We start from the raw sequence: 25,343 nt of genomic DNA on the forward strand, positions 1-25,343 counted from the left end.
GGGAAGAAGCAGACAAAACAAAGTTTCGGGAAGCGACCCACACGGCGGCGGTGTGCGCATCCTCCGCGAATCTGAACACGCGTCGGGTTCAGATTCTGCTGCTACTGTCCCGCCATGCCCGCGGTCGCTGCCTCGTCCACCGTCCGACGCCGCACTCCGACGCAGGCCCGATCGCGCGAGCTGGTGGGCAAGGTCCTCGAGGCGGCCTCCCGCGTGGTCGTCGCCCAGGGCCTCGAAGCGCTCACGACCCGGTCGGCCGCGGCCGCGGCCGGCGTCCCGGTCGCCTCGCTCTACCAGTACTTCGCCGACCGCGACGCGATCCTGCTCGCGCTGGTCGAGCGCGACACCGACGAGATGGACCAGCAGGTCCGCAAGGACCTGGCCGCGCTCGACGTGCTGTCGGTCCGGTCGCTGGTGGAGACCACGATGCGCGCCTACACGAAGGTCTATGCGCGTCGCGCCGACTTCGTCGAGATCTGGCTGCGCGGGCGCACCGTCGCCGCCGTCCACCAGTTCGGGCGCCGCCACAACCGGGACACGGCACGCGACCTGCGGGACCTCGCCGTCGGAGCAGGTGTCACACGTCCCGACCTCTCGCTCGCGGCTGCCGAGCTTGCCGTCGAGATCGGTGACCGGGTCTTCCAGCTCGCCTACGAGATCCAGGACGACGGCGACGAGTTCGCCATCGACGAGGGCATCGAGATGGTGACGGCGTACCTGCTCCGGTATGCGACCGAAGCCGGGGTCGCCGGCGTGGTCCGCACGAGCGACGACCCGACGGTGCAGGAGACCCGGTGAGCGAGCCCACGAGCGTGGCCGTGGTCGGCGTGCACGTGCTGGACACCCATGTGCTGCACGTGGAGACGATCCCCGAGGGCTCCGACGGCGCCCTGGTCGACACGATCCGGGTCTCGCCGGCCGGCACGGCGGGCGGCACCGGTGTCGTCCTCAGCCGGCTGGGGACCGAGGTCCACAGCATCGGTGCGATCGGGCAGGACCCCCTGGGCGACACGTTGCTGGCGCTGCTCGCCCGGGAGGGTGTCGACACCAGCCGCCTGGTCCGCAGGCCCGACGCGCAGACCTCGGCCAGCGTCCTGCCGGTTCGCCCCAACGGCGACCGCCCCGCGTGGCACTGCGTCGGCGCCAACGGACTCCTGGGCCTCAGCGACATCGACCTGGGCTCGGTGCCGCGACTCGGGCATGTGCACCTGGGCGGTCCCGAGTTCCTCGGCGGGCCCGCCGCAGGTGAGCTGCTCTCCGCTGCCCACCGCCTCGGCTGCTCCACGTCGGTCGACGTGCTCGCTCCCGGCGACCCCGAGATGCTGGCCTGGATCGTGGACTGCCTCCCGCACGCCGACTACCTGCTGCCCAACGACGAGCAGGTGCTCGGCTTCACCGGCGAGACCACGCTCGTCGACGGCGCCCGCGCCCTCGTCGCCGCCGGCGCCGGCTGCGTCGCGGTCACCCAGGGAGCCAGGGGAGCACTGGTGGTCACCGCAGACGAGACCGTCGAGGTGCCGGCGTACGCCGTGGAGGTCGTCGACACGACCGGATGTGGCGATGCGTTTTCCGCCGGCTTCCTGCGCGGCCGGTGGCTCGGGCTGGACCATCGCGCTTCCGCCGAGCTGGGCTGCGCGACCGCCGCCCAGGTGGCGCAGGGAGTCGGCACCGACCACGGCGACTACACCCTCGACACGGTCCGCCACTTCGCAGCCGCCGCGCCGCGCCTCTGAACGTCCCGCCGCGGCCTCGCAAAGGTCCCGTGGAGCTGGCGACTTTGGGCCGACTGACTGGGGCCCTTTGCCTCATGGGGCCGACCCCCTCCGGCTGATGTGCTGTGGGCAGTGCGGGAGAAGTTCCCCCGCCGTTCACAGAGGAGACGCGACATGCGCTCAACACTCGACAAGCTGATTTCGGGGACCGGGCTGCTGCTCGCGGCCGTTCTCATCATCGCCGGCGGTTTGCTCACCTGGGCAAGCTCGTTCATCGGTGGTCAGGTGCACGACCAGCTCGCGATGCAGAACATCACGATGCCGGCAAAGGCGGCGCTGGAGACCCCGGCGCAGCACAAGGCACTCGACAAGTACGCCGGCCAGAAGATGACCACCGGTCCGCAGGCGAAGGCATATGCCAACCACTTCATCCTGGTGCACATGAACGCCGCCAGCGGCAACAAGACCTACGAAGAGGTCAGCGGCGAGTTCCTCGCCCTGTCCGACGCGCAGAAGGCGACGCCTGACGGTCAGAAGCTCGCCGGACTGCGCCAGACGATGTTCATGGGCAGCACGCTCCGCGGTCTGCTCCTCTACGGATACGCGTTCGCGACCATCGGCACCATCGCCGGGATCGCCGCGATCGTGTCCTTCGTCGGCGCCGGCCTGCTGCTGCTGCTGGGCATCATCGGCCTGATCCACGCTCGCAGGGCGCGGGACGCCTCGGTGGCGCTCGCCCTGGCGAACGAGCGGGACCCGATCGTCGCCTGAGCACACCGAAACACCGGCTTCGCCGGGACGGCCGTGGGGGCCGTCCCGGCGAAGGCATGTCCGGCTGGCGCGCGTTCCCCGCAGGCCTCAGCGGACGGTGTCGGGTGTGCGCGCGAACCGTGGTCGAGACCAGTGGGGCTGACGTTGACCGTTTCGCTTCCACAAGGTCACAAATCGGCTAAGGTTTCAACCAGTTTGTCCGATTGGATCGTGAACATCGTCTCCGCGAGGTTCCATGGACATTCAGCACCACGAACGCCCTTGATCGATTGGGAGAACACAATGACGTGTACTCATCACCCGTCCTGTCCGGACGCCACCTCGGCCGACTGCTGCCACGCACACACGGTCGCCGACCACTCCGAGCAAGGGTGGTGCCGGCTCTGCAACGGCGTCATCCTGTTCGACGACGGCCTCTACCTGGCCCCCGACGGCCACGTGGAGCCCGTGCCTCTGTCCGCTTGACCGGACCAGCCGCGCCCACCCTCAGTGGTGGGCGGCATCCCTGATCTCGCCGACCAGCTCCTCGATCACGTCCTCGAGCGTGGCCACCCCGAGCACCCGGTCCTCGTCGTCGACGACGCGGGCCATGTGCGCCCCCTGCGACTGCAGTGTCTGCAGCGTCTGCACGAGCGTGTCCGTCTCGTGCACGTCGGCGAACGGGCGGATCCAGGTCGGGTCGATGACCTGTGCGCGGCCGTGGGGATCGGGCTCGAGCACGTCCTTGATGTGCAGGTAGCCGGTCAGCTCACCCTCCTCGGAGACGACCGGGAACCGTGAGTACCCGGTCTCCGCGCAGATCGCCTCGACCTCGGTCGTCCGCGCGTCGCGCGTGACCGTCTCCAGCGCCTCCATCGGCAGTAGCACGTCCGAGACCGTCCGCGAGGTGAAGCCCAGGGCGCCGGAGAGCCGCTCGTACTCGCTCTCCTCCAGCAGGCCCTCGGCGTGCGACTCGTCGACCAGCGCCTCGACCTCCTCGTGGGTGAAGGTCGAGCTGACGTCGTTGCGAGGTTCGATGCGCATCAGGCGCACACCCGCGTCGGCAGCGGCATTGAGCGCGTTCACCACCGGCTTCAGGAAGGCCACCAGCGCGACCATCGGCGGCCCGAACAGCACCGCCGCCCGCTCCGGGCCGGCGAGGGCCAGGTTCTTCGGCACCATCTCGCCGAGCACGACGTGGAGGTAGACCACCATCGCCATCCCGAGGGTGAACGACACCGGGTGCAGCCACGACTCGGCGAGGTGCAGGTCCTCGAAGACCGGCTCGAGCACAGCGGCGAACGCGGGCTCGGCGACGGCTCCCAGGCCGAGCGAGCACACCGTGATCCCGAACTGGGCCGCGGCGATGATCGAGGTGAGGTCCTCCATGGCGCGCAGCGTGGTCTTCGCCATCCGGGATCCCTCACGTGCACGCGGTTCGACCTTCGTGCGGCGCGCCGAGACGAGGGCGAACTCGGCGCCGACGAAGAACGCATTGCCCAGAAGCAGCACGACGGAGAGCGCCAGCGCCGCGGAGGTGCTCATCGGTCCTCCCCTCCTGGCGCGGGCGGTGGCCCGGGTTGCCGCTGGAGCGAGATCCGGTCGACCCGCAGCCCGTCCATCCGTACGACGCGCAGGTGGGCGTGCTCGACGATCGGCTCGGCGTCGTCGTCATCGGGAATGATGACCGGCAGTCTGACGTCGACGGCGTCGCCCGGCACCGGGATCCGGCCGAGGTGCTGCACGAGCAGGCCCGCCACCGTGTCGTAGTCCTCGTGCTCGGGCAGGGCCAGCCCGGTCGCGGCGAGCACCTCGTCGGGTCGCAGCAGCCCCGAGACGATCCACGACCCGTCGGGACGCTGCCGCATCCGCGCGCCGCTGCGGTCGTGCTCGTCGGCAATGTCGCCGACGATCTCCTCGACGACGTCCTCGAGGGTGACGACGCCGGCCGTGCCGCCGTACTCGTCGGAGACGATCGCCATCTGGAAGCCCTCGCCGCGCAGCAGCGACAGCAGCGGGTCCAGGCGCAGCGACTCCGGCACGACGGTGGCCGCGACCATGATCTCGCGCACCTGGGTCGAGCCCCGCTCGCCGCGAGGCACCGCGACCGCCTGCTTGACGTGGACGGACCCGACGATCTGGTCGGTGGTGCCCTTGATCACCGGGAACTTCGAGAAGCCCGTGGTCGAGGACAGCTCGATCACCTCGCTGACCGGGTCGTTGCCGTCGACCACGGCCATCCGCATCCGGGGCGTCATGATCTCCCCGGCGGTGCGCGGGCCGAAGGCGACTGACCGCTGCACGAGCTGCGCTGTCTCCTCGTCGAGGGTGCCTTCGGAGGCCGAGCGCCCGGCCAGCGAGGCCAGCTCGTCGGACGACCGCGCGGAGCGGAGCTCCTCCTGCGGCTCGACCCCGACCGAGCGGACGATGGCGTTGGCCGAGCCGTTGAGCACCCTGATCGCCGGCTTGACGACGGTGGTGAACAGCCGCATCACGCCCTGGGTCGCCTTCGCGGCGTCGAGCGGGACCGCGATGCCGATCTTCTTGGGGATCAGCTCGCCGACGAGCATCGTCGCCACGGTGGCGAGCACCAGGGCGATCGAGACCGCGACGCCGGTGACGGCTCCACTCGGCACGCCCGCGGCGTCGAGCGGGTCGTGCAGCAGCTCGGCGATCGCGGGCTCGGCGAGGAAGCCGATCACCAGGTTCGTGATCGTGACTCCGATCTGAGCTCCGGACAGCTGGGTGGACAGGCTGCGGAGCGCCTTGCGGACTCCCAGCGCCGCCCGGTCCCCGGTGGCTGCCGCGCGGTCGACGGCGGCCCGGTCGACTGCGACGAAGGAGTACTCGGCTGCACCGAACACGCCGCAGATGACCATCAGCGCGACGGACACCCCGAGCAGCAGCCATTCCATGGCGCCCATTGTTGCGGGTCAGGTCCGTCCGCGGGTCTTGGGGCGGTCGGTGGAACCGTGAGAGGCTCGCAGGACGTTCTCGTGGTGAGGAGGAGACATGCTGCGCATCTCCGGCACCGGTGAGAGTCATGTCGGTCTGGTGCGTCACGACAACCAGGACTCCGCGTTCGTGGGCCCCACCTGCATCCTCGTCGCAGATGGGGTCGGTGGCGGTGCAGCCGGTGAGGTCGCCTCGGCAACCACGGCGTACGCCGTCGCGGCGACGGTCCTGATGCACGGCGGCGAGGACCCCGCCGAGGTCCTGCGCGAGGCGGTCCAGGTCGCACAGGCACAGGTGCACGCCGGAGTCGTGGCGGACCCGGCACGGTCGGGCATGGCCACCACGCTGACTGCCCTGGTGACCGACGGGGAGACCTTCGTGCTCGGCCACCTCGGAGACTCGCGCGGCTACGTCTTCCGCGACGGTGAGCTGACCCGCGTGACGCGCGACCACACCTACGTCCAGGAGATGGTCGACGAGGGCCGTCTCGACCCCGACGACGTGGCGCAGCACCCCTGGCGCAACGTCGTGACCCGCACCGTGAACGGCTCGGAGACCGGTGTCCCCGACCTGTTGCCGCTCTCGCTTCGTCCGGGTGACCGGGTCCTGCTGGCCAGCGACGGGCTCACCGACCTGGTCGACGAGGCGGTGATCGCCGAGACGCTCGCCACCCGCTCCGACGACGACGCCGTGCAGGCCCTGGTGGCCGGGGCGCTCGGCCGGGGCGGCCGCGACAACGTGACCTGCGTGCTCGCGACCGTCGTAGACGGTCCACCCCTGATCGCCGACGGGATGCTCCTGGGCGCCGTCAGGGAACCTGCCAACGTGATCGACCTCGCTGCGGTGCGCTCCGCCTCTGCCTAGCAGCCGCGATCAGCGGCGCGCCGCCATCTGGACAGATTCCCGGCCGGACGCCGACGCGCGAGAATGCCTTCATGGCAGACATCGAGCGGCCCCGACTCGAGGGCTCCGTAGCGGTTCGTGACGGTCGTCGGCTCTCCTTCGCGGAGTTCGGCACGCCGCGCGGGGCGGCGATCATCTGGATGCACGGCACTCCGGGGGCTCGCCGACAGATCCCGATCGAGGCGCGCGCGTACGCCGAGCAGCACGACCTGCGGATCATCGGGATCGACCGGCCGGGCATCGGCACCTCGACGCCACACCTCTACCCGAACGTCCTCGACTGGACCGGCGACCTCGAGATGCTCGCGGACGCGCTGGCGGTCGACACCATGCGGGTCATCGGCCTGTCAGGGGGCGGTCCCTACGCGCTCGCTGCCGGCGCGGCCCTGCCCGACCGGGTCCACGGCGTCGGCGTGCTCGGCGGCGTCGCGCCGACCAAGGGTCCGGACGCGATCCGCGGTGGTCTGGTCGAGCTGGCGCCGTACGCCGCACCGGTGCTGTCGCTGACCCGGGTGCCGCTCGGCTACGTCCTGGCGGTCGCGATCAGGCTGGTCAGGCCGCTCGCCGGCCCCGCCATCGACGCGTACGCGGCGGTGCAGCCGCGCGGCGACAAGGAGCTGCTCGCGCGTCCGGAGTTCCGGGCGATGTTCCTCGACGACCTGCTCAACGGCTCGCGGTTCCACCTCGGAGCGCCGCTCGCGGACATCATCCTGTTCACCAGGCCGTGGGGCTTCGAGGCCGCCGACGTGCGGGTCCCGGTGCGCTGGTGGCACGGCGACAGCGACCACATCATCCCGCACGCGCACGGCGTGCACATGGCCGCGAGGCTGCCGGACGCGCGCTTCGAGACGATCCCGGGGGAGTCCCACCTCGGCGGCATGGGCGTCGCGACCGAGGTGCTCACCGAGCTGATGGAGCTCGGCCCGCGCAAGACCGCGCCGGCCGGACCTGCCCGGAAGATGCCCGGGAAGGGCCCTCGGCGGGCCACCGGGGCCACGAACCGCTGAGCCTCCGACTTCCGTGTTCCGCTGGCATCCACGCCTGCAATGGGACACAATGTGAACACAAGTTCACACCTGTCACAGCCACCTGCTCCGCGAGACCGCTGGGGAAGGCGTATCTCAACGCCGGAGCAAGGAGGCCAAAGTGAACCGCAACGCGACCCGTGGAGTCCTGTACGTCCACTCGGCGCCGTCAGCGCTGTGCCCGCACGTCGAATGGGCCGTGGGCGGCGTGCTGGGCGTTCCCGTCAACCTCGAGTGGACCCCGCAGAGCGCCCAGGCCGGCACCTATCGGGCCGAGCACTCCTGGAGCGGTGACGCCGGCACCGCCGCGGCAGTCGCCTCTGCCCTGCGCGGCTGGAACCAGCTCCGGTTCGAGATCACCGAGGAGGCCACCACCTCGACCGAGGGTGCCCGCTACTCCTACACCCCTGACCTCGGCGTCTTCCACGCCGTGACGGGCCTCCACGGCGACCTGATGATTCCCGAGGACCGGCTCAAGGCCGCGGTGATCAAGGCCGCCCTCGGCGACACCACGATCGAGCTCGAGATCGACAAGCTCCTCGGCAAGCCGTGGGACGACGAGCTCGAGACCTTCCGCTACGCCGGCGACGGCGCCCCGGTCAGGTGGCTGCACCAGGTCGTGTGATCTGCCCCCGCCCCCGAGAGGATCACGCCGCCCGAAGCGCCATCGAGAAAGGCAACAGGGTCACCGCCTGTGGGCGGTGACCCTGTTGCCTGTCACGTGCGGCGTTCAGCCGCCCCAGACCGTGGCCTGCGAGACGCCGATCTGGATCTCCGCACCGATCGGCAGGCCTGCCGTCGCGGTGTCGAGCACGATGTGCAGCGCGATGACCTGCTTCAGGTGGACGAATCCGGGGATGTCGTACTCCGTCTGCTCGTTGACCGTCACCGTGCCCAGGTTGGCGATGTGGATGCTGGTGTTCGGGCCGACGTTGACCGGGATCGCGGTGTTGCCGACCCTGAGGTTCAGGAACTGCATCCCGCCGGTCATCTTCGTCGTGCCGTTCTCCTGGACCACCGAGGCGTTGCTCCCGATGGCGTCGGCATGGATCAACGAGCCGAACAGGAGGTTGGGGAACAGGTCGACGTTCGCTGTTCGCGTCGACATCTTCGACTCGTTGAGCGCTGGTGAGCTGACACCTTCGGCCGTCGAGGCGATCGCACTGGCGTAGAGCACTCCGGGCAGGTTCACCGCGGCCGTGTGGTTCTCGAGGGTGGCGCCGTTGGTGCCCGACAGCGGGAGCACCTCGAAGGCGGTGTAGCCCGACTCGGCCTTGACCTGGTCGCCCACGTGGGCGAAGACGTAGGAGCCGTAGGCGAACCCGGTGAGGGAGCGCCCGCCGGGTGCCCCGGCCTTCTGGACCAGTGCGTAGGACGGGTTCAGGATGATCGTCGAGCCGATCGCGGCCGTGGCCTCGGACTTCAGCAGGGTCACCACGAGGCCGGCGCCCTGAGCAGCGATGCCGTTGTCGTTCGTCCCGATGTTCTGGTAGTTCAGGACGATCGTCGCGATCCCGGGCACGGAGATGGTGGTGTTCCGCGCGATGTCGACGGGGTAGGTCTGACCGGCGATCGTCAGGCCGAGGAACCGGGTGTTGCTGCTGCCGACGGTGCCGTCGGTGCTGTCGAACTGCGCGGTGGTCGTCGTGTCGACCGCCTGGATCTTGATCAGCCCGTTGAGCAGGCTGACGTCGGCGGTGCGGGCGTGCCCGGTGAGGTTCCAGCCGTCGTTGTGGGCAGTCGCGACCTCACTCGTGTCGACCGCACCCACGGACGCGAGGGTGCCTGCGTTCACGCTGGCGACCTTGTTCGTGGTGGAGCCGGGACTGCCCAGCCCGCCGACCTGCGACATGGCCGTCATCGACGAGCTGATCGTCGTGCCGACAGCCTCGATCTGGGTGCCACCCGTGGCACCGAAGTATGCGTACGTGCCGCCGGCGCCGGAGGCGGGCAGTGGCGCGGCGGCGGTCGCGGCCATTGCGGCGACGACCCCCAGGACGAAAAGCCTGACCTTGGACCTCACGGCAGAACTCCCTCGATCGGCCCGGAGCGGGGGTGCGCGGGGCCTTCTCCCGTGCAACGAGACGTCCGAGTTCAGGTCACTCGGGGTCGCGCTCGCCGCGCGCTCCGGTCTAGTCCAGACCGAGCGGCGTGCATGAGATGTCCCGGCCGGGGAAGGGGCCGCTGTCTCAGAGCGGGATGTTCCCGTGCGCGCCGCGGGTGACCAGTCCCGACGACGCGATCGCACGGGCGATCGCCGAGCGGGTCGCCGCCGGGTCGACGACCTCGTCGACCACCCCGATCTCGATGGCCTTGTCGATGCCGCCGGCGAGGCGGGCGTGCTCCTCGGCCAGCTCGGCCTCGACCTGGCCCCTGATCTCCGGGGCGACCTCGGCCAGCTTGCGACGGTGCAGGATCCGCACGGCCGCGACCGCGCCCATGACGGCGACCTCCGCGCCGGGCCACGCGAACACCCGGGTGGCGCCCAGCGAGCGGGCGTTCATCGCGATGTAGGCACCGCCGTAGGTCTTGCGCGTCACCACCGTGACGCGGGGGACCACGGCCTCGCCGAAGGCGTGCAGCAGCTTCGCCCCGCGGCGCACCACGCCGTCCCACTCCTGGCCGACGCCCGGCAGGTAGCCGGGCACGTCGACGAGCACGATCAGCGGGATCCCGAAGGCATCGCACATCCGCACGAACCGCGAGGCCTTCTCGGCCGACGCCGAGTCCAGGCACCCGCCGAGTCGCAGCGGGTTGTTGGCGATCACCCCGGTGCTGCGCCCGCCGAAGCGGCCGAGTGCCGTGACGATGTTGGGCGCCCACTTCGCGTGCAGCTCGACCGTCGTGCCCGCGTCGAGGACGTTCTCGACCAGCGGGTGCACGTCGTACGCGCGCTTCGTCGACTCCGGCAGCAGTCCGCCGAGGTCGATGTCCTCGACGTCGTCGACGACGAGCGTGCCCTGGGCGCCGAGGAGGTGCGCGATCGTGCGTGCGCGCTCCATCGCCTCCGCCTCGGACTCGGTGAGCACGTGCACGACCCCGGAGCGGCGGCCGTGCGGCTCGGGGCCGCCGAGGCGGAGCATGTCGACGTCCTCGCCGGTCACCGAGCGGACGACGTCGGGCCCGGTCACGAAGATCCGTCCCTCGGGGCCGAGGATCACCACGTCGGTGAGCGCCGGCCCGTACGCCGCGCCGCCGGCCGCCGCACCGAGCACGACCGAGACCTGCGGGATCGTGCCGGACGCCTTCGTCATCGCGTGGAAGATCAGGCCGACCGCGTGCAGCGACAGCACGCCCTCGGCGAGGCGGGCTCCACCGGAGTGCCACAGCCCGATGATCGGGACGCGGCCGGTCAGCGCGCGCTGGTACGCCGCGACGACGACCTTGCAGCCCTCCTCGCCCATCGCGCCGCCCATCACCGTCGGGTCGGAGCAGAAGGCCACGGCGGTCATCCCGTTGACGCGCCCGATCGCGGCGAGCATGCCCGAGTCGTCGATCGGCGTGAGCGGCTCGAACCGGCCGTCGTCGTAGAGGGCGGCCAGCCGCTGCAGCGGGTGACGCGGGTCCTGCTCACGCGGCGGCTTCTCGGTGGTGGTCGTCGAGACCGGCTTCTCCGGCGCCTGGGTCATGTCAGATGCTCCCGAACGCGACCGCGACGTTGGCGCCGCCGAAGCCGAAGGAGTTGTTCAGCGCGGCGATGTCGCCGCTGCGCAGCTCGCGCGCGGTGGTGGGAATGTCCAGCTCCACCGCGGGGTCGAGGTTGTCGAGGTTGATCGTCGGGGGTGACACCCGGTGCCGGATCGCCAGCACCGTCGCGATCGACTCGAGCGCGCCCGCGCCACCCAGGAGGTGGCCGGTCATCGACTTGGTGCTGGTGACGACCACCTCGTCGGCGTACTTGCCGAGTGTCGCGTGGAGCATCAGGCCCTCGGCGATGTCGCCCTGGGGTGTCGACGTGGCGTGCGCGTTGACGTGGGCGATGTCGCCGGGGGAGATGCCGGCGTCCTCGAGCGCCCGGAGGATGGCCCGCGAGCCGCCGCGACCCTCGGGGTCGGGCTGGGCGATGTCGTGGGCGTCGTTGGTGATGCCGGCGCCGAGCACCTCTGCGTAGATGGTGGCGCCGCGGGCGCGGGCGTGCTCGAGCTCCTCGAGCACCAGGATGCCGGCGCCCTCGCCGAGGACGAAGCCGTCGCGGGCGACGTCCCAGGGGCGGGAGACGGTGGTCGGATCGGCGTCGCTCTCGCCGCTGCCGGTCTTCGACAGCGCCATCATGTTGGCGAAGGCGGCCATCGGCAGCGGGTGGATCGCCGCCTCGGTGCCTCCGGCGAGCACCACGTCGGCCCGGCCGAGCCGGATCTGGTCGGTGGCCAGCGAGACGGCCTCGTTGCCGGATGCGCACGCCGACACCGGGGTGTTCACGCCGGCGCGAGCGCCGACGTACAGGCCGACGTTGGCGGCCGGCGCGTTCGGCATCAGCATCGGGACGGCGAGCGGCGAGACGCGGCGCGGACCCTTCTCCTTGAGCGCGTCGTAGTTCGTGAGCAGCGTGATCACGCCGCCGATGCCGGAGGCGACGGCGACGCCGAGCCGCTCGGGGTCGACACCTCCGTCAGCCAGCCCGGAGTCGGCCCAGCCCTCCATGGCCGCGACCATGGCGAGCTGGGCGGACCGGTCGAGGCGCCGAGCCTTCACCCGCTCGAGCACGTCGGTCGGCTCGACCGCGGCGGAGCCGGCGATCTGCACGGGGAGCTCCTGCGCCCAGTCCTGGGTCAGGTGCCGGACGCCGGACTTGCCGGCGACCAGGGCCTCCCAGGTGCTGGCGACGTCTCCGCCGACAGGGCTGGTCGTGCCGAGCCCTGTGACTACGACTCTTCTTCTGCTCATCGTGCGGTTCCTCCCGGAGGGCGGCTCGGACGGGCTGTCCGGGCGCGGTCAGGCAGCCTGGGCCTTCTCGATGTACGAAACGGCGTCGCCCACGGTCTTCAGGTCCTTGACGGCGTCGTCGGGGATGCGGACCGAGAACTTCTCCTCGGCGGCGACGACGACCTCGACCATCGACAGCGAGTCCACGTCGAGGTCGTCGGTGAACGACTTGTCGAGCTGGACGTCATCGGCGGGGATGCCGGTGACCTCGTTGACGATCTCGGCGAGCTCGGCGCGGATCTCTTCGGTGGTGGCCATGGTGGCGGGGTTCCTCTCGTTGGATGAGCCGGTGGCTCACGGGCACAGCGGATGGATCAGGGGACGCGGATGACCTGTGCGGCGTAGGAGAGCCCTGCGCCGAAGGCGATCAGCAACGCCATGTCACCGGACTTGGCCTCACCGTCGAGGACCAGCTGGCGCAGGGCGAGCGGGATGGACGCCGCAGAGGCGTTGCCCTGGTGGACGATGTCCCGGGCCACGGTGACGTGGTCGGGGAGCTTCATCGAACGCACCATGGCGTCGGTGATGCGCATGTTGGCCTGGTGGGGCACGAAGACGTCGAGCTCGTCGGCGGTGATCCCGCTGCGGCTGAGCGTCTCGTCGGCGATCTTGGCCATGGAGTACGCCGCCCAGCGGAACACCGCGTTGCCCTGCATCACCAGGTGCGGCATCGCCAGCGAACCGGCCGCGACGACCTCGCGCCAGTCCTCCCGCTGCCGGATCAGGTCGTACTGCTCGCCGTCGCTGCCCCAGACGACCGGTCCGATGCCGGCCTCCTCCGCGGGACCGACGACGGCCGCACCCGCTCCGTCGGCGAAGATGAACGCGGTGCCGCGGTCGGTCGGATCGGTGATGTCGGAGAGTCGCTCGACGCCGACGACCAGGACGTGCGTCGCGGATCCGCCGCGAACGAGGTCGGAGGCCAGGGCCAGGCCGTGGCAGAACCCTGCGCACGCCGCGGAGATGTCGAAGGCGGCTGCGGTGGAGCCGAGCTCGTGGGCGACCGCCGTCGCGACGGCGGGCGTCTGCATCATGTGCGAGACGGTCGCCACGATCACGCAGTCGATCTGGCCGGGCAGGATGCCGGCGTCGTCGAGGGCGTCGCGTGCCGCGCTGACCGACATCATCTGGACCGTCTCCTCGGGCGTCGCCCAGCGGCGCTCGACGATCCCGGACCGCTGCTGGATCCACTCGTCGCTGGAGTCGATCGCCTCGACGATCTCGGAGTTGGGCACCACGCGGCTTGCGCGGTGGTGGCCGAGTCCGAGGACCGCGCTGTGCCTCAGGACGTCGGTCTGGCCGAGGTGGGCGGCGCCGGTCATGCGGAGACGCCTTCGGGGTGCAGTCGCACCAGGGGCTGGCCGGGGGACACGAGGTCACCGTCCTCCACCAGCCACTCCACGATGGTGCCGCCGTGCGGGGCGAACACCGCCGTCTCGTCGCGGGTGGAGCGCACGCTGCCGATGGTGCTCTCGGGGTCCAGCGACGACCCCTCGCCACCGGCATTGCGGACGAACGTGCCCTTCGAGGGCGAGACCAGCAGGCGCCATGTCGGGCTCACGTCGAGCGCCGACTGGGTGCCGTGCTTGTCGACGAAGTCGCGAGCGGCGTCGAGCTGGTCGGGGGTCTTCAGGGCGAACGTCTCGACCCCGGGGAGAGCGCGCTTGGCGATCCCGGTCAGCGTGCCCGCGGGGGGCATCTCCAGGAGGCCGGTGACGCCGAGGTCGCGCATCGTCTCCATGCAGAGGTCCCAGCGCACGGGGTTGGCCACCTGCGTGACCAGGCGGCGTACGACGTCACGGCCGTCGTGCACGACCTTGCCGTCGCGGTTGGAGATCAGCGGCGTGCGCGGATCGTGCGTCGACACCGCCCTGGCCAGCGATCCGAGCACACCCACCGCCGGCGCCATGTGCTCGGTGTGGAAGGCACCGGCCACCGAGAGCGGCATCAGCCGGGCGCGGGCCGGCGGGTCGGCGGCGAGCGCCGCGAGCTGCTCGAGGGTGCCGGCAGCCACGATCTGGCCCTCGGCGTTGACGTTCGCGGCGGTGAGGCCGTGCTGCGTGAGCTTGGCCTGCACCTCCTCGGCGTCGCCGCCGAGCACTGCGGTCATGCCGGTGGGCGTGGCGGCGGCAGCGTGTGCCATCGCCTTCCCGCGCTCGCGGACGAGCACCATCGCCTGCTCGCCGCTGATCGCGCGCGCACCGGCTGCGGCGGCGAGCTCGCCGACGCTGTGCCCGGCGACCGCACCGATCTTCCCGAAGGCCTCGGCAGGGTGCGGGAACAACGCGAGCGCCGACACCAGGCTCGACGCCACCAGCAGCGGCTGCGCGACGGCGGTGTCCCGGATCGTGTCCGCGTCGGCCTCGGTGCCGTAATGGGCGAGGTCGATGCCGGCCACTGCGGACAGCCAGTGCAGGCGCTCGGCGAACACCGGGTCCTCCAGCCACGGAGCCAGGAATCCGGGAGTCTGGGCGCCCTGTCCGGGAGCGACGATGATCAGCACCCTTCAACTCTCGCTGACGGGCCCGGGCCATGACGCATCCGCAACGCACGAAATCGCCGGTCCTACTCTTGTAGGAAACCTACAAATCGCGCTCAGCAAGCCGTCCGAGCGTGAGCGCGAGCCGCAGGACGTAGGCGTCGCGCGGATTGGTCGGACTGAGCCCGGTGACCTCCGCCACCCGCTTCAGCCGGTAGCGCACGGTGTTCGGGTGCACGAACAGTGCGCGCGAGGTCGCCTCGATCGAGGTGCCCTGGGCGAGGTAGGTCTCGAGCGTCTCGAGGACCGCCGAGCCGGCCTCGTCCAGCGGCTGGTGGACCTGCCCGACGAGAGCCGCGCGCGCGGTCTCGTCGCCCCCGAGCGCGCGTTCGGGCAGCAGGTCCTCGGCGTGCACCGGCCGGGGCGCGTCGAGCCATCCGTGCACGACGCGGAGTCCCGAGTGCGCGGCGTCCGCAGAGACTTTCGCGTCGGTCAGGGAGTCGACGACCGGCCCGATCACCACGGGACCCGGTGCGAACGCCTCGGCCACCGCGCCGGCGGGCCGGCCGGTCCGGTCCACGCCACCCAGCACCACGACGAGGCGGTTGCCCTGCACAGCGCACAGGCAGTCGAGCCGGCGGTCGCGGGCCACCCGGCGCACGTGCTCCAGCGCCGAGCCGCCGTTGATGCCGCCCATCATCACCACGACGTGTCCTGAGCCGTCCCAGCCCAGTGCGCTCGCGCGGGACGAGATCGTCTGGTCGCCCTCGCCGCGCAGCAGGGAGTCGACCACGAGCGCCTCGAGCCGGGCGTCCCAGGCACCACGCTGCTCGGCCGCGCGGGCGTAGACCTCCGCGGTGGCGAAGGCGATCTCGCGCGCATAGACGTTGAGCGCCGTCCGCACCACCGTCGCGTCCTGGTCGCCGAGCGCCTCGTCGAGGTTCTCGTCGACGACCACGATCGACAGCCGCACCATCGCCACCGTCTGCTCGAGGGTGATCTCGCCGGCCAGGGCGCGCGGGGCGGCGCCGAACACCTCGGCGCTGACCGGGGACTCGCCTTCCCCGTGGCGGAACCAGTCGATGAACGACTTGATCGCCGCCTGGAGGATCAGGCCGATCCAGGAGCGGTCCTCGGCAGGCAGCTGCACGACCCAGGGCATGTCCTTCTCCATGCGCGTCAGCGCCGCCGAGCTGAGCGCGCCGCTGGCGCGGGTCAGGCGCTGGGCGATCTGCGCCCGCGACCGCGGTCGCGGCGAGGGGGCGGACGCGGAGGACACAGCAGGACTCTACGGACCATTCTCCCAATTCGCTGACAACGCGTTGTCCGCGGTTACGCTTGTGCACGGTTCATCGACGGCGCGCATCCGCCGCACGAGTCCCTCTCGGGGAAGCATGGGCAGCCCGGACCCCGCCGCCCCTCACGAAGGGTGGGCGCTCGGATGAACTCGGTCTCGCACGCGGCTGATGAGCCGGAGGACGCCGCTCCGGCTGACGGTGCGCGCACCGTCCTGATCGTCGACGACCACAAGACCTTCGCCGATCTCCTCGAGCTCGCGCTTGCCGGAAAGCCGGGCCTGCGGTGCGTGGGCGTGGCCTACAGCATCGACAGTGCGCTAGACCGGTTCGCCGACCTCGAGCCGGACCTCGTCGTCATCGACTACCACTTCACCGGGACCGAGCAGACCGGCATCGACGCCGGTGTCGAGATGTTGAAGCAGCGTCCTGGCACCCAGGTGGTCGTCCTCACCGGACATGCCGACCAGAGGGTGCTCGGGGACGCGGCCAGGGCCGGGATCGCGTCGTTGGTGCCCAAGGACGGCAACCTCCCCGACCTGCTCGGAGTGCTGCTCGCACCGGCTCGCGAGGGCCTCGTGGTCCACCCAGCGCTGCTCAAGTCCCTGGTCGGCAGCAAGGCCGCAGACCAATTGCTGCCCCACTTCTCGGCGCGCGAGTCCGAGACCCTGGACCTGCTCACGATCGGGCTCGACGTGCGCGCGATCGCGGACCAGATGGGTGTCTCGATCAACACGTGCCGCGCCTACGTGAAGTCGGTCCTTGCCAAGCTGGACGCCCACTCGCAGCTCGAGGCGGTCGCCATCGCGCGACGATTCGGGCGCTCTGCCGAGGACGGACGGTCCTGAGCCGATGTCCCGGGGGCGGGGGAGCTCGGCTCCGTCGCGATCGGTCATCCGCGCGTCGATGGGCCGGTTCGCGGCGCTGAGCATGCTCGCACTCGTGATCCTCGGGTTCGGCAGCTTCGCAGTGAGCCAGGACATCGCCGAGGCCGAGGCGCGACGCGATGCCGAGGCGCGTGCCACCGGGATCGCGAACGGCACCGCAGCCCCGCTCGTCAACGCGGCAGTCCGAGCGGGCACACCCGGCGCCGCAGCGACGCTCGGGCTCGTGCTGCGCAACCGGATCGCGGAGGGCTCGGTGCGGCACGTCAAGCTGTGGGCTGCCGACGGCACCGTGATCTGGGCGGATCACACCGCACTGGTCGGGCTCCGCTTCGAGCAGCCTCCAGCCGTCCGGGCGCTGTTCGGCACGCACGACACCACGGTCGAGCTGTCCGAGCTCGGGGAGCCCGAGAACGTCGCGGAGGCGGGCGAGGCACCGCTCCTCGAGGTGTACGTCGGAGCCGTCGACGCGGACGGCGTCGCGTTCGTCTTCGAGACCTACACGTCGCCCGCCCGCATCCAGCGGGACCGCACGGAGGTCCTTCGCCGGCTGATCCCTCTCGGGTTCGGCATCCTGCTGGTCTTCGAGGCGGCCGTGCTGGCACTGGCCTATCTGCTCGCGCGCAGTGTCGACCGCGCCGAGCGGCGGCGCAGCGAGATCGTCGTCCGGGCGGTGGCGTCGTGGCAGCTCGAGCGGCGCCGACTCGCGCAGGACCTGCACGACGGCGTGATCCAGGACATCGCCGCGGTGAGCTACGCCCTGCCCGGAGTGCTGGAGGGGCTGTCCGACGATTCCCCGGGAGCCGCGAAGCGGGACACCGGCAATCGTCTCGGCGTACTGCTGCGCGAAGACCTCGTCGCCCTGCGGTCGCTGGTGACCGATCTGTCTCCGGGCGACCTGTCCGCCGTGGGCCTTCGCGCCGCGATCACCGACCTGTTCGCGCGTGTCATCGGTGTCGACGTCGAGCTCGAGCTGGCCGGTGACCTCGAGCTGGACCCCGAGGTCGCCGGGCTCGTCTACCGCCTGGTGCGCGAGGCGCTGCGCAACGTCGACCGGCATGCCGCGGCGAGCCGGGCATGGGTACGGGTAGAGCGGCGCGGGGACGTCGTGCTCGTGAGCGTGTCCGACGATGGACGGGGCTTCGGCACCGGGCCCGACCCCCTCGTCCCGCACAACGGCATCAAGCTGCTGGCGGAGTTCCTCAAGGACGTCGGCGGCAGCGTCACGCTGGAGGAGCGGACCGGCGGCGGCGCCGTTGTCGTCGGTCGGGTCCCGACCGGCATCGGTCCGCAGATCTGACACCGCCGGGCTCCCGGGACAACGAAAGGCACCCCGCTGGTTGCGGGGTGCCTCTCGCCTCGGGGGAGCTAGCGGGTCGTGAACCTGCTCGTGATCGGACCCGCCAGAGCGTTCCCGGCGCTGTCCCGGATCGCGGTGGGTCCGCCGACCACACTCACCTCGTACAGCGTGTTCCGAGCCAGGTTGACGTTCGGGTTCAGCGTCGCCACGGTGCCGGCCGCGTTGAGCGTCACCCCAGCGGTCACCGAGACACCCGTGGCCACGTTCGTCAGGACCACCGTCGTGCTGCTGGCTCCGACGACCCGCTCACTGAACGTGACTGCCACGTTCGTGTTCGGGTTGATCCGGGTGGCCCCGTTGGCCGGGTTCACCCCCGTCACGGTCGGCGGCGTCGTGTCGTTCGCCGTCGTGAACGTGATCACCGTGTTCGCCAGCCTCAGACCCGCGGCGTTCCTGATCCCCGCTCCACCACCGGGCAAGGTGCCCAGCAGGGTGAGCGTGTACGTCGTCCCGGGCAGCAGGTTCGCCGCCGGGTTGACGGTCAGGACGTGGGTCGTTGTGTTGAACGCCAGCGCCGTCGGCAGGGTCGTTCCGGCCGGGTTCCTCAGGATCACCGAGTTCGCGTTGAATCCCGTGATCGTCTCGTCGAACGTCACCGTCAGGTCCGCCGTGAGGCTGGCGCCCGTCGAGGCGTTGGCCGGCGAGCTGGAGAGGACCTCCGGCGCGGGGTTGTTCGGGATGACCGGGTTCGAGGCCGCCGAGAGCGGGCTCGACAGTCCGACCTGGTTCACGGCGAGCACCTTGAAGGTGTACGACGTGCCGTTGGTCAGCCCGGTCACGATCCGTGAGGTCGCGTTGGCGGCGATCCCCGTGATCAGTGCAGCCTGCGGCACACCGTTCGCGATCACCTGGATCTGGAACTGGTTGGTGGGCGTCGAGCCGTTCGGCGCACCCGCCGTCCAGTTCACGGTCGCCTGAGCATTGCCCGCGACGGCAGTGCCGATCACCGGCGTGGGCGGTGCTGTCGAGATGTCCACGATGCCGTCGGAGAACTGCAGCCGCTCGATGCCACGCAGGGTGTCGGTGCCGTCGGTGCCGGCGGTGTCGGTCACGGTGACCGAGCCCGCACCGAAGGTCAGCGAGTAGCCGGCACGTGCGCCGGTGAACTTCGCCGTGTCGATCGACCCGGCGTCACTGGCCGGCGGTGCGACGATCTCCCGCACGATCACGAGGTTGCCCGGGTCGACGTCACCGTCGAACACCGCCTTCTGGAGGGTCTCCCCGGCCGTGTTGGCGCCGAAGCTGCCCGACTTCGCGACGTGCTCCATCAGATCGGTGCTGCCGATCTCGATCGTCGGGTCCGCAGGGTTTCGGACGCTGATCCTCACGTTCAGCGCCTTGTCGCCGTCGATGATGTCGTTGGCGCCACGACCCTCGAGGAGGTCGCTGCCGGCACCTCCGAGGAGGATGTCGCCGTCACCCCAGATCGGGCCCGCCAGCGGGCACGAGCCAGCCGCGGATGCAGCCACCACCGGAGCGAGGTTCCCGGAAAGGGCGGGCAGCAGAGCTGCCAGTCCGGTGATCCGGTCGACACCGGCCTGGTCGAGGACGTCGCAGCCGGTGAAGCCGGCCCCGCCCACCGCACTCGGCACGTCGTCGGTACCGCGGATGACGTCGTTGAACGCAGAGCCCGAGTCGGCCTCCGTCTCCTGCCAGCGGTCCCGGTTCACCACGACCTGGATCGGCGCGCCGACCAGGAAGTTGTTGATGGACATGTCGTCGTCGGCGCCCACCGTGTCGTACTGGTGGAAGGCCCAGTCGAAGCCGCCGGCTCCGGCGTTGCGGTCGACCCCGTCGTTCTGGGACATCAGGTCGTCGCCACCCTCGGCGTCGTAGTCGTTCTCGCCGACCTGGCCGACGAAGACGTCACTCCCCGGTGCGCTCTCGGCAGGATCGTCGAAGAACGGGGCGCCGTGGTCGCCCTGGAGGAGGTCCTGGCCAGAGCCACCCTCGATCCAGTCGTCGCCACCGTCCCCGAAGACGGCGTCAGCACCCTGGCCGGCAATGACGAAGTCGGTGCCCGGCCCGGCGAACGCCTCGTTGTCGTTGGCTCCGCCGTTGATGAAGTCCTGGCCGTCGCCACCCATGAAGATGTCGTCACCCGGCCCGCCGTCCAGGGCGTCGTTGCCCGGACCGCCCTTCTCCACGTCGGCTCCGTCGAGGTCGGTGACGATGTCGTTGCCGTCACCACCGAGCGCGACGTCGTCACCGCCGTTGCCCTCGATGAAGTCGCGGCCGTCACCGCCCCAGAAGGTGTCGTTGTCGTTGCCTCCGTTGACCCGGTCCGTGCCCGGGGTGCCGTTGTAGACCGACTGACCGTTGATGCCGGACGGGTCGACGCTGTTCTTCGCGCGGTACTGGATCGTGCCGTCGGCCTTGCGCAGCAGGAGCAACGACTCGTCGCAGTCCGGCGTCGTGATGTCGTCGGCCACTGTCGACCCGTGAAGGTCGAAGTACGCGGCTGTGCCGTTCAGGTTGCCGAGCTGGAACTTGCAGTCCGCGGTCGCGAACGCGTCGGCCTTCAACGTGCTGGTCCCGTCGGTGTTGCGCTGGATCATCTCGGAGAAGGAGTTGCCCTCGAGCTGGGTCCGGAGGTTCATCCCCGGGGTCCGGAAGAGGTAGTAGAACCGGTCGTGGTCCTGCAGGTTCTCCAGGGTGTTCTGGAACACGTAGTTGAACGTGCTGCCCAGGAGGCCGCCGAACAGGTTGGTGACCTCGGCGAGGCCCCCGACCCAGAGGTCGACCTGGTCAAGGCCGGTCGTGGTGACCCCGCTCGCGGGGCTCGACCAGTCGCGGCAGTCCGCGCCGGCGAGCTCGCAACCGGGCATGGCGCTCCCGTCGCTGCTGAACATGAACGCAGCGGAGTCGGCCGGAATGGTCGCCGGGTCGCTCGCAGGAGCACTGCTCGGGTCGACGATCGCCTTGGCAGCCGCCCGCTTCGCGGCCAGCGTCGTGGCGCCCGTGATGCTCGGGTGAGTGCCGTAGGCAGCCACGAAGTTGATCAGCGACTCCGGGTGCTTCAGGTGCTGGCCGAAGTCCGTCCAGCTCGTGTACGGCGTCATCTGGGCGTCGTTCGTCTTGGCGTTGATCTGACGCCGGACGTCGTTCAGGGGCGGCACGCCTGCCTCACGGGCCCGGGCCATGTTGAGCGTCGGCAGGTCGAGCGGGAGACCCAGCAGGTTGTTGCGCAGGGTCTCGGTGACGAACTCGTCGAGCTCGTTGCCGACCTGGTCCGAGGAGCCCATCACGACGCTGCCCGCGGCCTGCTCAGGGGTGAGCGCGCTGCCGTCGTGGGCGTGCTGGTACTCCGGTGGGTTCAGGAACGCCTTGAGCAGCGGCAGCGAGTTGTCGGCGCCGCCCGGGTCCTTGCGGGCCACGGTGTCGTCCAGCATCGAGTGGCCGAACCGGTAGACCGCGTGCGCGAACTCGGCGGGGATCGCTGCGTTCACGTCTGGGTTGTAGACGTGGAACGGCCGGACCGCCGGCTGCACCTTGCGGGCGAACTCCTCGAAGACCAGGTGCTGGTACTCCATCTCGGTGACGAACCGGGCAGCCTGGAACAGCCGGTTGCCGTAGCTCCAGGGAGCAGGGTCGTCAGCGTTCGGGGCGACGTTCTGGTAGTCCGCGAGCAGTGCTGCGTTCGCGGGCGCGTTCAGGGTCGCCTTGATGTCGTCGATCAGCCGGTCGTGCTCACTGTGGAAGATCTGGTGGATCGTCGTGAGCGCGATGTTCTCGTTGACGCGGCCGTCACCGGCGGTGAAGTGCGCATGGAGCAGCTCGTCGTCGTACTGACCGCAGGGGGTCAGGGTGAAGTCGGTCTCGATGGTGGTGTTCCCGTCAGGGACGGGAACGGTCTCGGGAGAGCCGTTGTGGTCGCAGTCCTGGCGCGACGGGTCGGCGTTGTGCGCGATGTCGGTCAGGAACGGGGTGTCGAAGTGCCGCACGTTCGCGGGCACCGAGACGCCCTTCCCGCCGTCGGCGGCGGGGTCACCCTCGACCAGCGTGCCGTCCTTCAGCGCGTACTGCGGGAAGCCATGGGATCCGGGGATGAACTCGCCGTAGGGGTCGGTGGCCAGCATCGGGATGTTGGTCACGTCGTAGTCGGTGAGCTGGAGCCCCAGCACGCTGGCGGCCTGCGCCTTCGTGGACGCCCAGGTGGACATGCCGGTCTGACCGTCCGCCGAGCCGGGGTAGGTCTGGCCGGCGGGGAGGCCGCCCAGGAGCTTGCCGGTGGCGTCCGGCCTGCCGCCGACCAGGGCGTACTCCCGCAGGAAGACCTGGTGCGAGGCGTGCGAGGTGTAGGTCTGGCTCTGGTCGACCCAGGGGGTGTCGGTGTTGTTGGCGTCCTGGACGTCATCGGAGGTGCCGAGGACGCCGTCGGGGCCCGGCTGGTTCTGTGCCCGGGTCAGCACCATGAAGGCCTGGCTGGCGGGAACCTGGTCAGGCGTGCTCGCGTCACCGTCGGGGCCGAGGGTGCGCAGCGGGTCGTCGTCCTTGAGGGGCACGTAGACGGTGGCGCCGCTCTTGACGGTCTGGTCGACACCGTGGTCGAAGAACTGGCCGAAGAACGTGAACAGCGAGTTGTACGGCGGGGACAGGCCCACGTCGGTCGTCACGTTCGGGATGAAGAGCGTCTTGTGCTCGGGAACGCAGTCCGGTGCCGCAGGCGCGCCCGGGCTCCCGCAGACGAACAGGCCGGTGTTGTTCTGCGTGCGGACCGGGAAGCCGGCTGCCGCGACGGCTGCCGGGTTGGTCGAGGTCTGGTCGACGATCAGGTTGCTGATCGTGCGGGGCTGGGAGTCGACGACGTCACCGAGGGTCGAGTAGGAGGTGCCTCCGCCGGCCTGGACCGAGCCCGGAAGCAGAGGGACCGGGAAGGAGCTCGCCGGGTCGGCATCGCGGAACCGTGGACTGGTCAGCCGGGGGAACTGCTGGTCGGCCGCGCCGAAGCCGGTCCGGTCCGGGAAGAGGTCGTTGCACGAGCCGTCCACGGTCCGCAGCCCGTACGACGTCAGCCGGTCAGGGATCTGGTACTTCGCGGGGCCGACGAGCGTCCCGCAGGGTTCGGCCGGCGTCAGCGTGGCCGCATGTCGTTCCGCGATCCTGATCTGCTTGAGGATGAACGACAGGTCGCCGGCCGTCACGGTGAACCCCTGGCCCACCGGGGCGACGACGGCCTGCGCCGACGGCATGAGCGGTGACAGGAAGGTCATCACCACGGCGAGGACCGCGACGAAGACGGAGGCTCGCCTGGTCTGCGAACGACGCGACCGGCTCAGCTTCAGGTTGCCGAATTGACTCATGACGTTACCCACTTCGTATGACGGCGCGAGGCCTCCAGAAGGACCGAATGCCGCCCACCGTCGCCGGGGTCACCTTGGGAAAACCTTGAGCGACATCCCGCTCCGGCGTCCCAAGGAAAACGCAAGGAGTGGGTTCCTAGCGTTGCCGCAGCCGATCAGGAGGAGGCGCGTCATGGAGCTGTCCCGACGCGACGTCATGAAGTTCTCGGTGCTCGCCGGAGCAGCGGTCGCGCTGCCCCTCGAACGCTCGGTGAGCGGGTCGCTCGCGTTCGCCAGCCGGATTGCGGAGAGTGCGCTGCCGGTTCCGTTCACGCAGCCGTTCCGGATGCCGCCGGTCGTCGCGCCGGTCCGCTCGGACGCGACCACCGACTACTACTACGTGTCGATGGAGCCGACCCAGGTCGAGTTCATCCCGGGCCTGCCGACACCGATGTGGGGGTACAACGGCTCGGTCCCCGGTCCGACCTTCGACATGGTCCAGGGTCGCAAGGCCGTCGTCCGCCAGGTCAACAACCTGCCGTCGGTGCACCCGGTGTGGAACTACACGCCGTGGTCCTCGGTGCACCTGCACGGGTCCGCGTCGCTGCCCGAGTACGACGGCTACGCCAGCGACATCACCAACCCGGGGGAGTGGAAGGACTACCGCTACCCGAACGTGCAGCCGGCCCGCACGCTCTGGTACCACGACCACGGCGTCCATCACACCGCCGAGAACGTCTACATGGGGCTCGCCGGCATGTACAAGCTGCACGACTCGCTCGAGCAGAAGCTCGGGATCCCGCACGGCGCGTACGACGTACCGCTGGTGGTCAGCGACCGGATGTTCAACAGCGACGGGTCGCTGCTCTTCGACAACAACGACGGGTCCGGGTTCTGGGGCGACGTGATCACCGTCAACGGTGTCGTCTGGCCGGCGATGAAGGTCGCGCGCCGGAAGTACCGGTTCCGGATCCTCGACGCCGGACCGTCGCGTTCGTACAAGTGGTACCTCGACAACGGTGCGCCGATGACCATCATCGCCACCGACGCCGGCCTGATGCCGAAGCCGCACGCCGTGACCAGCTTCCGCCAGGGCGTCGCCGAGCGGTACGAGTTCATCATCGACTTCTCCAAGTACAAGCCCGGCACCCGCATCGTGCTGCGCAACGACAGCCCGAAGAACAACCTCAACTTCACCAACACCGACAAGGTGATGGCCTTCGACGTCACCGATGACGCGTACAGCAAGACCGGCAACTCGATCCCCAGCCAGCTCTACGCGGCCCAGCCGACGATGGCGCTGAAGGAGAGCGACGCGACCATCACGCGACACTTCGACTTCGTTCGGGCCAACGGCAACTGGACGATCAACGGGAAGACCTGGAACGACGTGATCTCCAGCAACTTCAACTACACGCTCGGTGATCCGCTGACGGACTCCGTCGAGATCTGGGAGCTGAGCAACCCCTCGGGTGGCTGGCACCACCCTGCGCACATCCACTTCATCGACTTCAAGGTCCTCAGCCGCAACGGCGGGCCGCCGATGCCGCACGAGCTCGGCGCCAAGGACGTGGTCTTCCTCGGGGAGAACGAGACCGTGCGGTTGCTGATCAAGTTCGACAACGGCCGTGGCAAGTACATGATCCACTGCCACAACCTGGTGCACGAGGACCACGACATGATGGGCCAGTTCGACATCATCGACGCCATGCGCGGCGAGGACAGTCCCCTGTGCGACCCCGCACACCCGCTGCCCGAGGGCGCGCTGTGAGGGG

At 70.2% G+C, this 25,343-nt stretch carries 20 protein-coding genes; 10 read left to right on the top strand and 10 right to left on the bottom strand.

The genetic code is table 11. The annotated features are described in order from the left end of the window. The first annotated feature begins 114 nt into the window (after positions 1 to 114). From ACVW00_RS07985 to ACVW00_RS08000, 4 genes are all read left to right on the top strand, one after another. Positions 115 to 798: a TetR/AcrR family transcriptional regulator gene (locus ACVW00_RS07985; protein ID WP_457110366.1), complete on the top strand. Its 684-nt coding sequence runs from the start codon at positions 115 to 117 to the stop codon at positions 796 to 798. After that, entirely contained in the window at positions 795 to 1,733 is a 939-nt protein-coding gene (locus tag ACVW00_RS07990; protein WP_457110367.1) for a carbohydrate kinase family protein, read from the top strand. Before ACVW00_RS07985 ends, ACVW00_RS07990 begins: the two co-directional genes overlap by 4 nt. A 153-nt stretch (positions 1,734 to 1,886) precedes the next feature. Then, positions 1,887 to 2,483, top strand: coding sequence for a hypothetical protein (locus ACVW00_RS07995; protein ID WP_457110368.1), 597 nt, complete (start codon positions 1,887 to 1,889; stop codon positions 2,481 to 2,483). Positions 2,484 to 2,765: 282 nt separating this feature from the next. Then, entirely contained in the window at positions 2,766 to 2,948 is a 183-nt protein-coding gene (locus tag ACVW00_RS08000; RefSeq protein ID WP_457110369.1) for a DUF5999 family protein, read from the top strand. A 21-nt stretch (positions 2,949 to 2,969) separates the two neighbouring features. Here the strand turns inward: ACVW00_RS08000 and ACVW00_RS08005 are convergent, their stop codons facing one another. Further along, positions 2,970 to 4,007, bottom strand: a complete 1,038-nt coding sequence (locus tag ACVW00_RS08005) for a hemolysin family protein (RefSeq protein ID WP_457110370.1) — start codon at positions 4,005 to 4,007, stop codon at positions 2,970 to 2,972. Beyond that, entirely contained in the window at positions 4,004 to 5,377 is a 1,374-nt protein-coding gene (locus ACVW00_RS08010) for a hemolysin family protein (RefSeq protein WP_457110371.1), read from the bottom strand. The genes ACVW00_RS08005 and ACVW00_RS08010 overlap by 4 nt, the downstream gene beginning before the upstream one ends. A 97-nt stretch (positions 5,378 to 5,474) precedes the next feature. Here ACVW00_RS08010 and ACVW00_RS08015 point away from each other — a divergent pair, with 97 nt between their 5' ends. The 3 genes from ACVW00_RS08015 to ACVW00_RS08025 all read left to right on the top strand — a co-directional run bounded on the left by ACVW00_RS08015 (position 5,475) and on the right by ACVW00_RS08025 (position 7,970). After that, a complete protein-coding gene (locus ACVW00_RS08015) occupies positions 5,475 to 6,281 on the top strand; it encodes a PP2C family protein-serine/threonine phosphatase (protein WP_457110372.1) in 807 nt (268 codons plus the stop codon). A gap of 71 nt (positions 6,282 to 6,352) precedes the next feature. Further along, positions 6,353 to 7,327, top strand: coding sequence for an alpha/beta fold hydrolase (locus tag ACVW00_RS08020; RefSeq protein WP_457110373.1), 975 nt, complete (start codon positions 6,353 to 6,355; stop codon positions 7,325 to 7,327). 139 nt (positions 7,328 to 7,466) lie between these two features. Beyond that, the gene (locus tag ACVW00_RS08025) at positions 7,467 to 7,970 is read left to right on the top strand and encodes a DUF3145 domain-containing protein (protein WP_457110374.1); all 504 of its coding nucleotides are present in this window, start codon (positions 7,467 to 7,469) and stop codon (positions 7,968 to 7,970) included. Between the two features lie 105 nt (positions 7,971 to 8,075). On the opposite strand, the gene ACVW00_RS08030 is transcribed toward ACVW00_RS08025, so the two are convergent. From ACVW00_RS08030 to ACVW00_RS08060, 7 genes are all read right to left on the bottom strand, one after another. After that, positions 8,076 to 9,368, bottom strand: coding sequence for a choice-of-anchor P family protein (locus tag ACVW00_RS08030; RefSeq protein WP_457110375.1), 1,293 nt, complete (start codon positions 9,366 to 9,368; stop codon positions 8,076 to 8,078). 166 nt (positions 9,369 to 9,534) lie between these two features. After that, a complete protein-coding gene (locus tag ACVW00_RS08035; RefSeq protein WP_457110376.1) occupies positions 9,535 to 10,974 on the bottom strand; it encodes an acyl-CoA carboxylase subunit beta in 1,440 nt (479 codons plus the stop codon). Between the two features lies 1 nt (position 10,975). Then, a complete protein-coding gene (locus ACVW00_RS08040) occupies positions 10,976 to 12,229 on the bottom strand; it encodes a beta-ketoacyl-[acyl-carrier-protein] synthase family protein (protein WP_457110377.1) in 1,254 nt (417 codons plus the stop codon). A 48-nt stretch (positions 12,230 to 12,277) separates the two neighbouring features. Beyond that, on the bottom strand, positions 12,278 to 12,526 hold the full coding sequence (locus tag ACVW00_RS08045) for an acyl carrier protein (protein WP_457110378.1): 249 nt from the start codon (positions 12,524 to 12,526) through the stop codon (positions 12,278 to 12,280). A 56-nt stretch (positions 12,527 to 12,582) separates the two neighbouring features. Further along, entirely contained in the window at positions 12,583 to 13,590 is a 1,008-nt protein-coding gene (locus tag ACVW00_RS08050; RefSeq protein WP_457110379.1) for a beta-ketoacyl-ACP synthase III, read from the bottom strand. Next, positions 13,587 to 14,771 (bottom strand): acyltransferase domain-containing protein, encoded by a 1,185-nt coding sequence (locus ACVW00_RS08055; RefSeq protein WP_457110380.1) that lies wholly within the window; start codon positions 14,769 to 14,771, stop codon positions 13,587 to 13,589. Before ACVW00_RS08055 ends, ACVW00_RS08050 begins: the two co-directional genes overlap by 4 nt. A gap of 79 nt (positions 14,772 to 14,850) precedes the next feature. Continuing rightward, positions 14,851 to 16,026 (bottom strand): PucR family transcriptional regulator, encoded by a 1,176-nt coding sequence (locus ACVW00_RS08060; protein WP_457110381.1) that lies wholly within the window; start codon positions 16,024 to 16,026, stop codon positions 14,851 to 14,853. Between the two features lie 162 nt (positions 16,027 to 16,188). Here ACVW00_RS08060 and ACVW00_RS08065 point away from each other — a divergent pair, with 162 nt between their 5' ends. Then, positions 16,189 to 16,890, top strand: a complete 702-nt coding sequence (locus ACVW00_RS08065) for a response regulator transcription factor (protein ID WP_457110382.1) — start codon at positions 16,189 to 16,191, stop codon at positions 16,888 to 16,890. Positions 16,891 to 16,948: 58 nt separating this feature from the next. Beyond that, complete coding sequence (locus tag ACVW00_RS08070; protein WP_457110383.1) at positions 16,949 to 18,226, top strand: sensor histidine kinase; 1,278 nt, start codon at positions 16,949 to 16,951, stop codon at positions 18,224 to 18,226. 68 nt (positions 18,227 to 18,294) lie between these two features. Here the strand turns inward: ACVW00_RS08070 and ACVW00_RS08075 are convergent, their stop codons facing one another. Beyond that, a complete protein-coding gene (locus ACVW00_RS08075; RefSeq protein ID WP_457110384.1) occupies positions 18,295 to 23,589 on the bottom strand; it encodes a peroxidase family protein in 5,295 nt (1,764 codons plus the stop codon). A gap of 172 nt (positions 23,590 to 23,761) precedes the next feature. On the opposite strand from ACVW00_RS08075, the gene ACVW00_RS08080 reads away from it, so the two are divergent. After that, positions 23,762 to 25,339, top strand: a complete 1,578-nt coding sequence (locus ACVW00_RS08080; protein WP_457110385.1) for a multicopper oxidase domain-containing protein — start codon at positions 23,762 to 23,764, stop codon at positions 25,337 to 25,339. The last annotated feature ends 4 nt before the right edge of the window (positions 25,340 to 25,343 follow it).

It is taken from the genome of Marmoricola sp. URHA0025 HA25 (genome assembly GCF_054059435.1).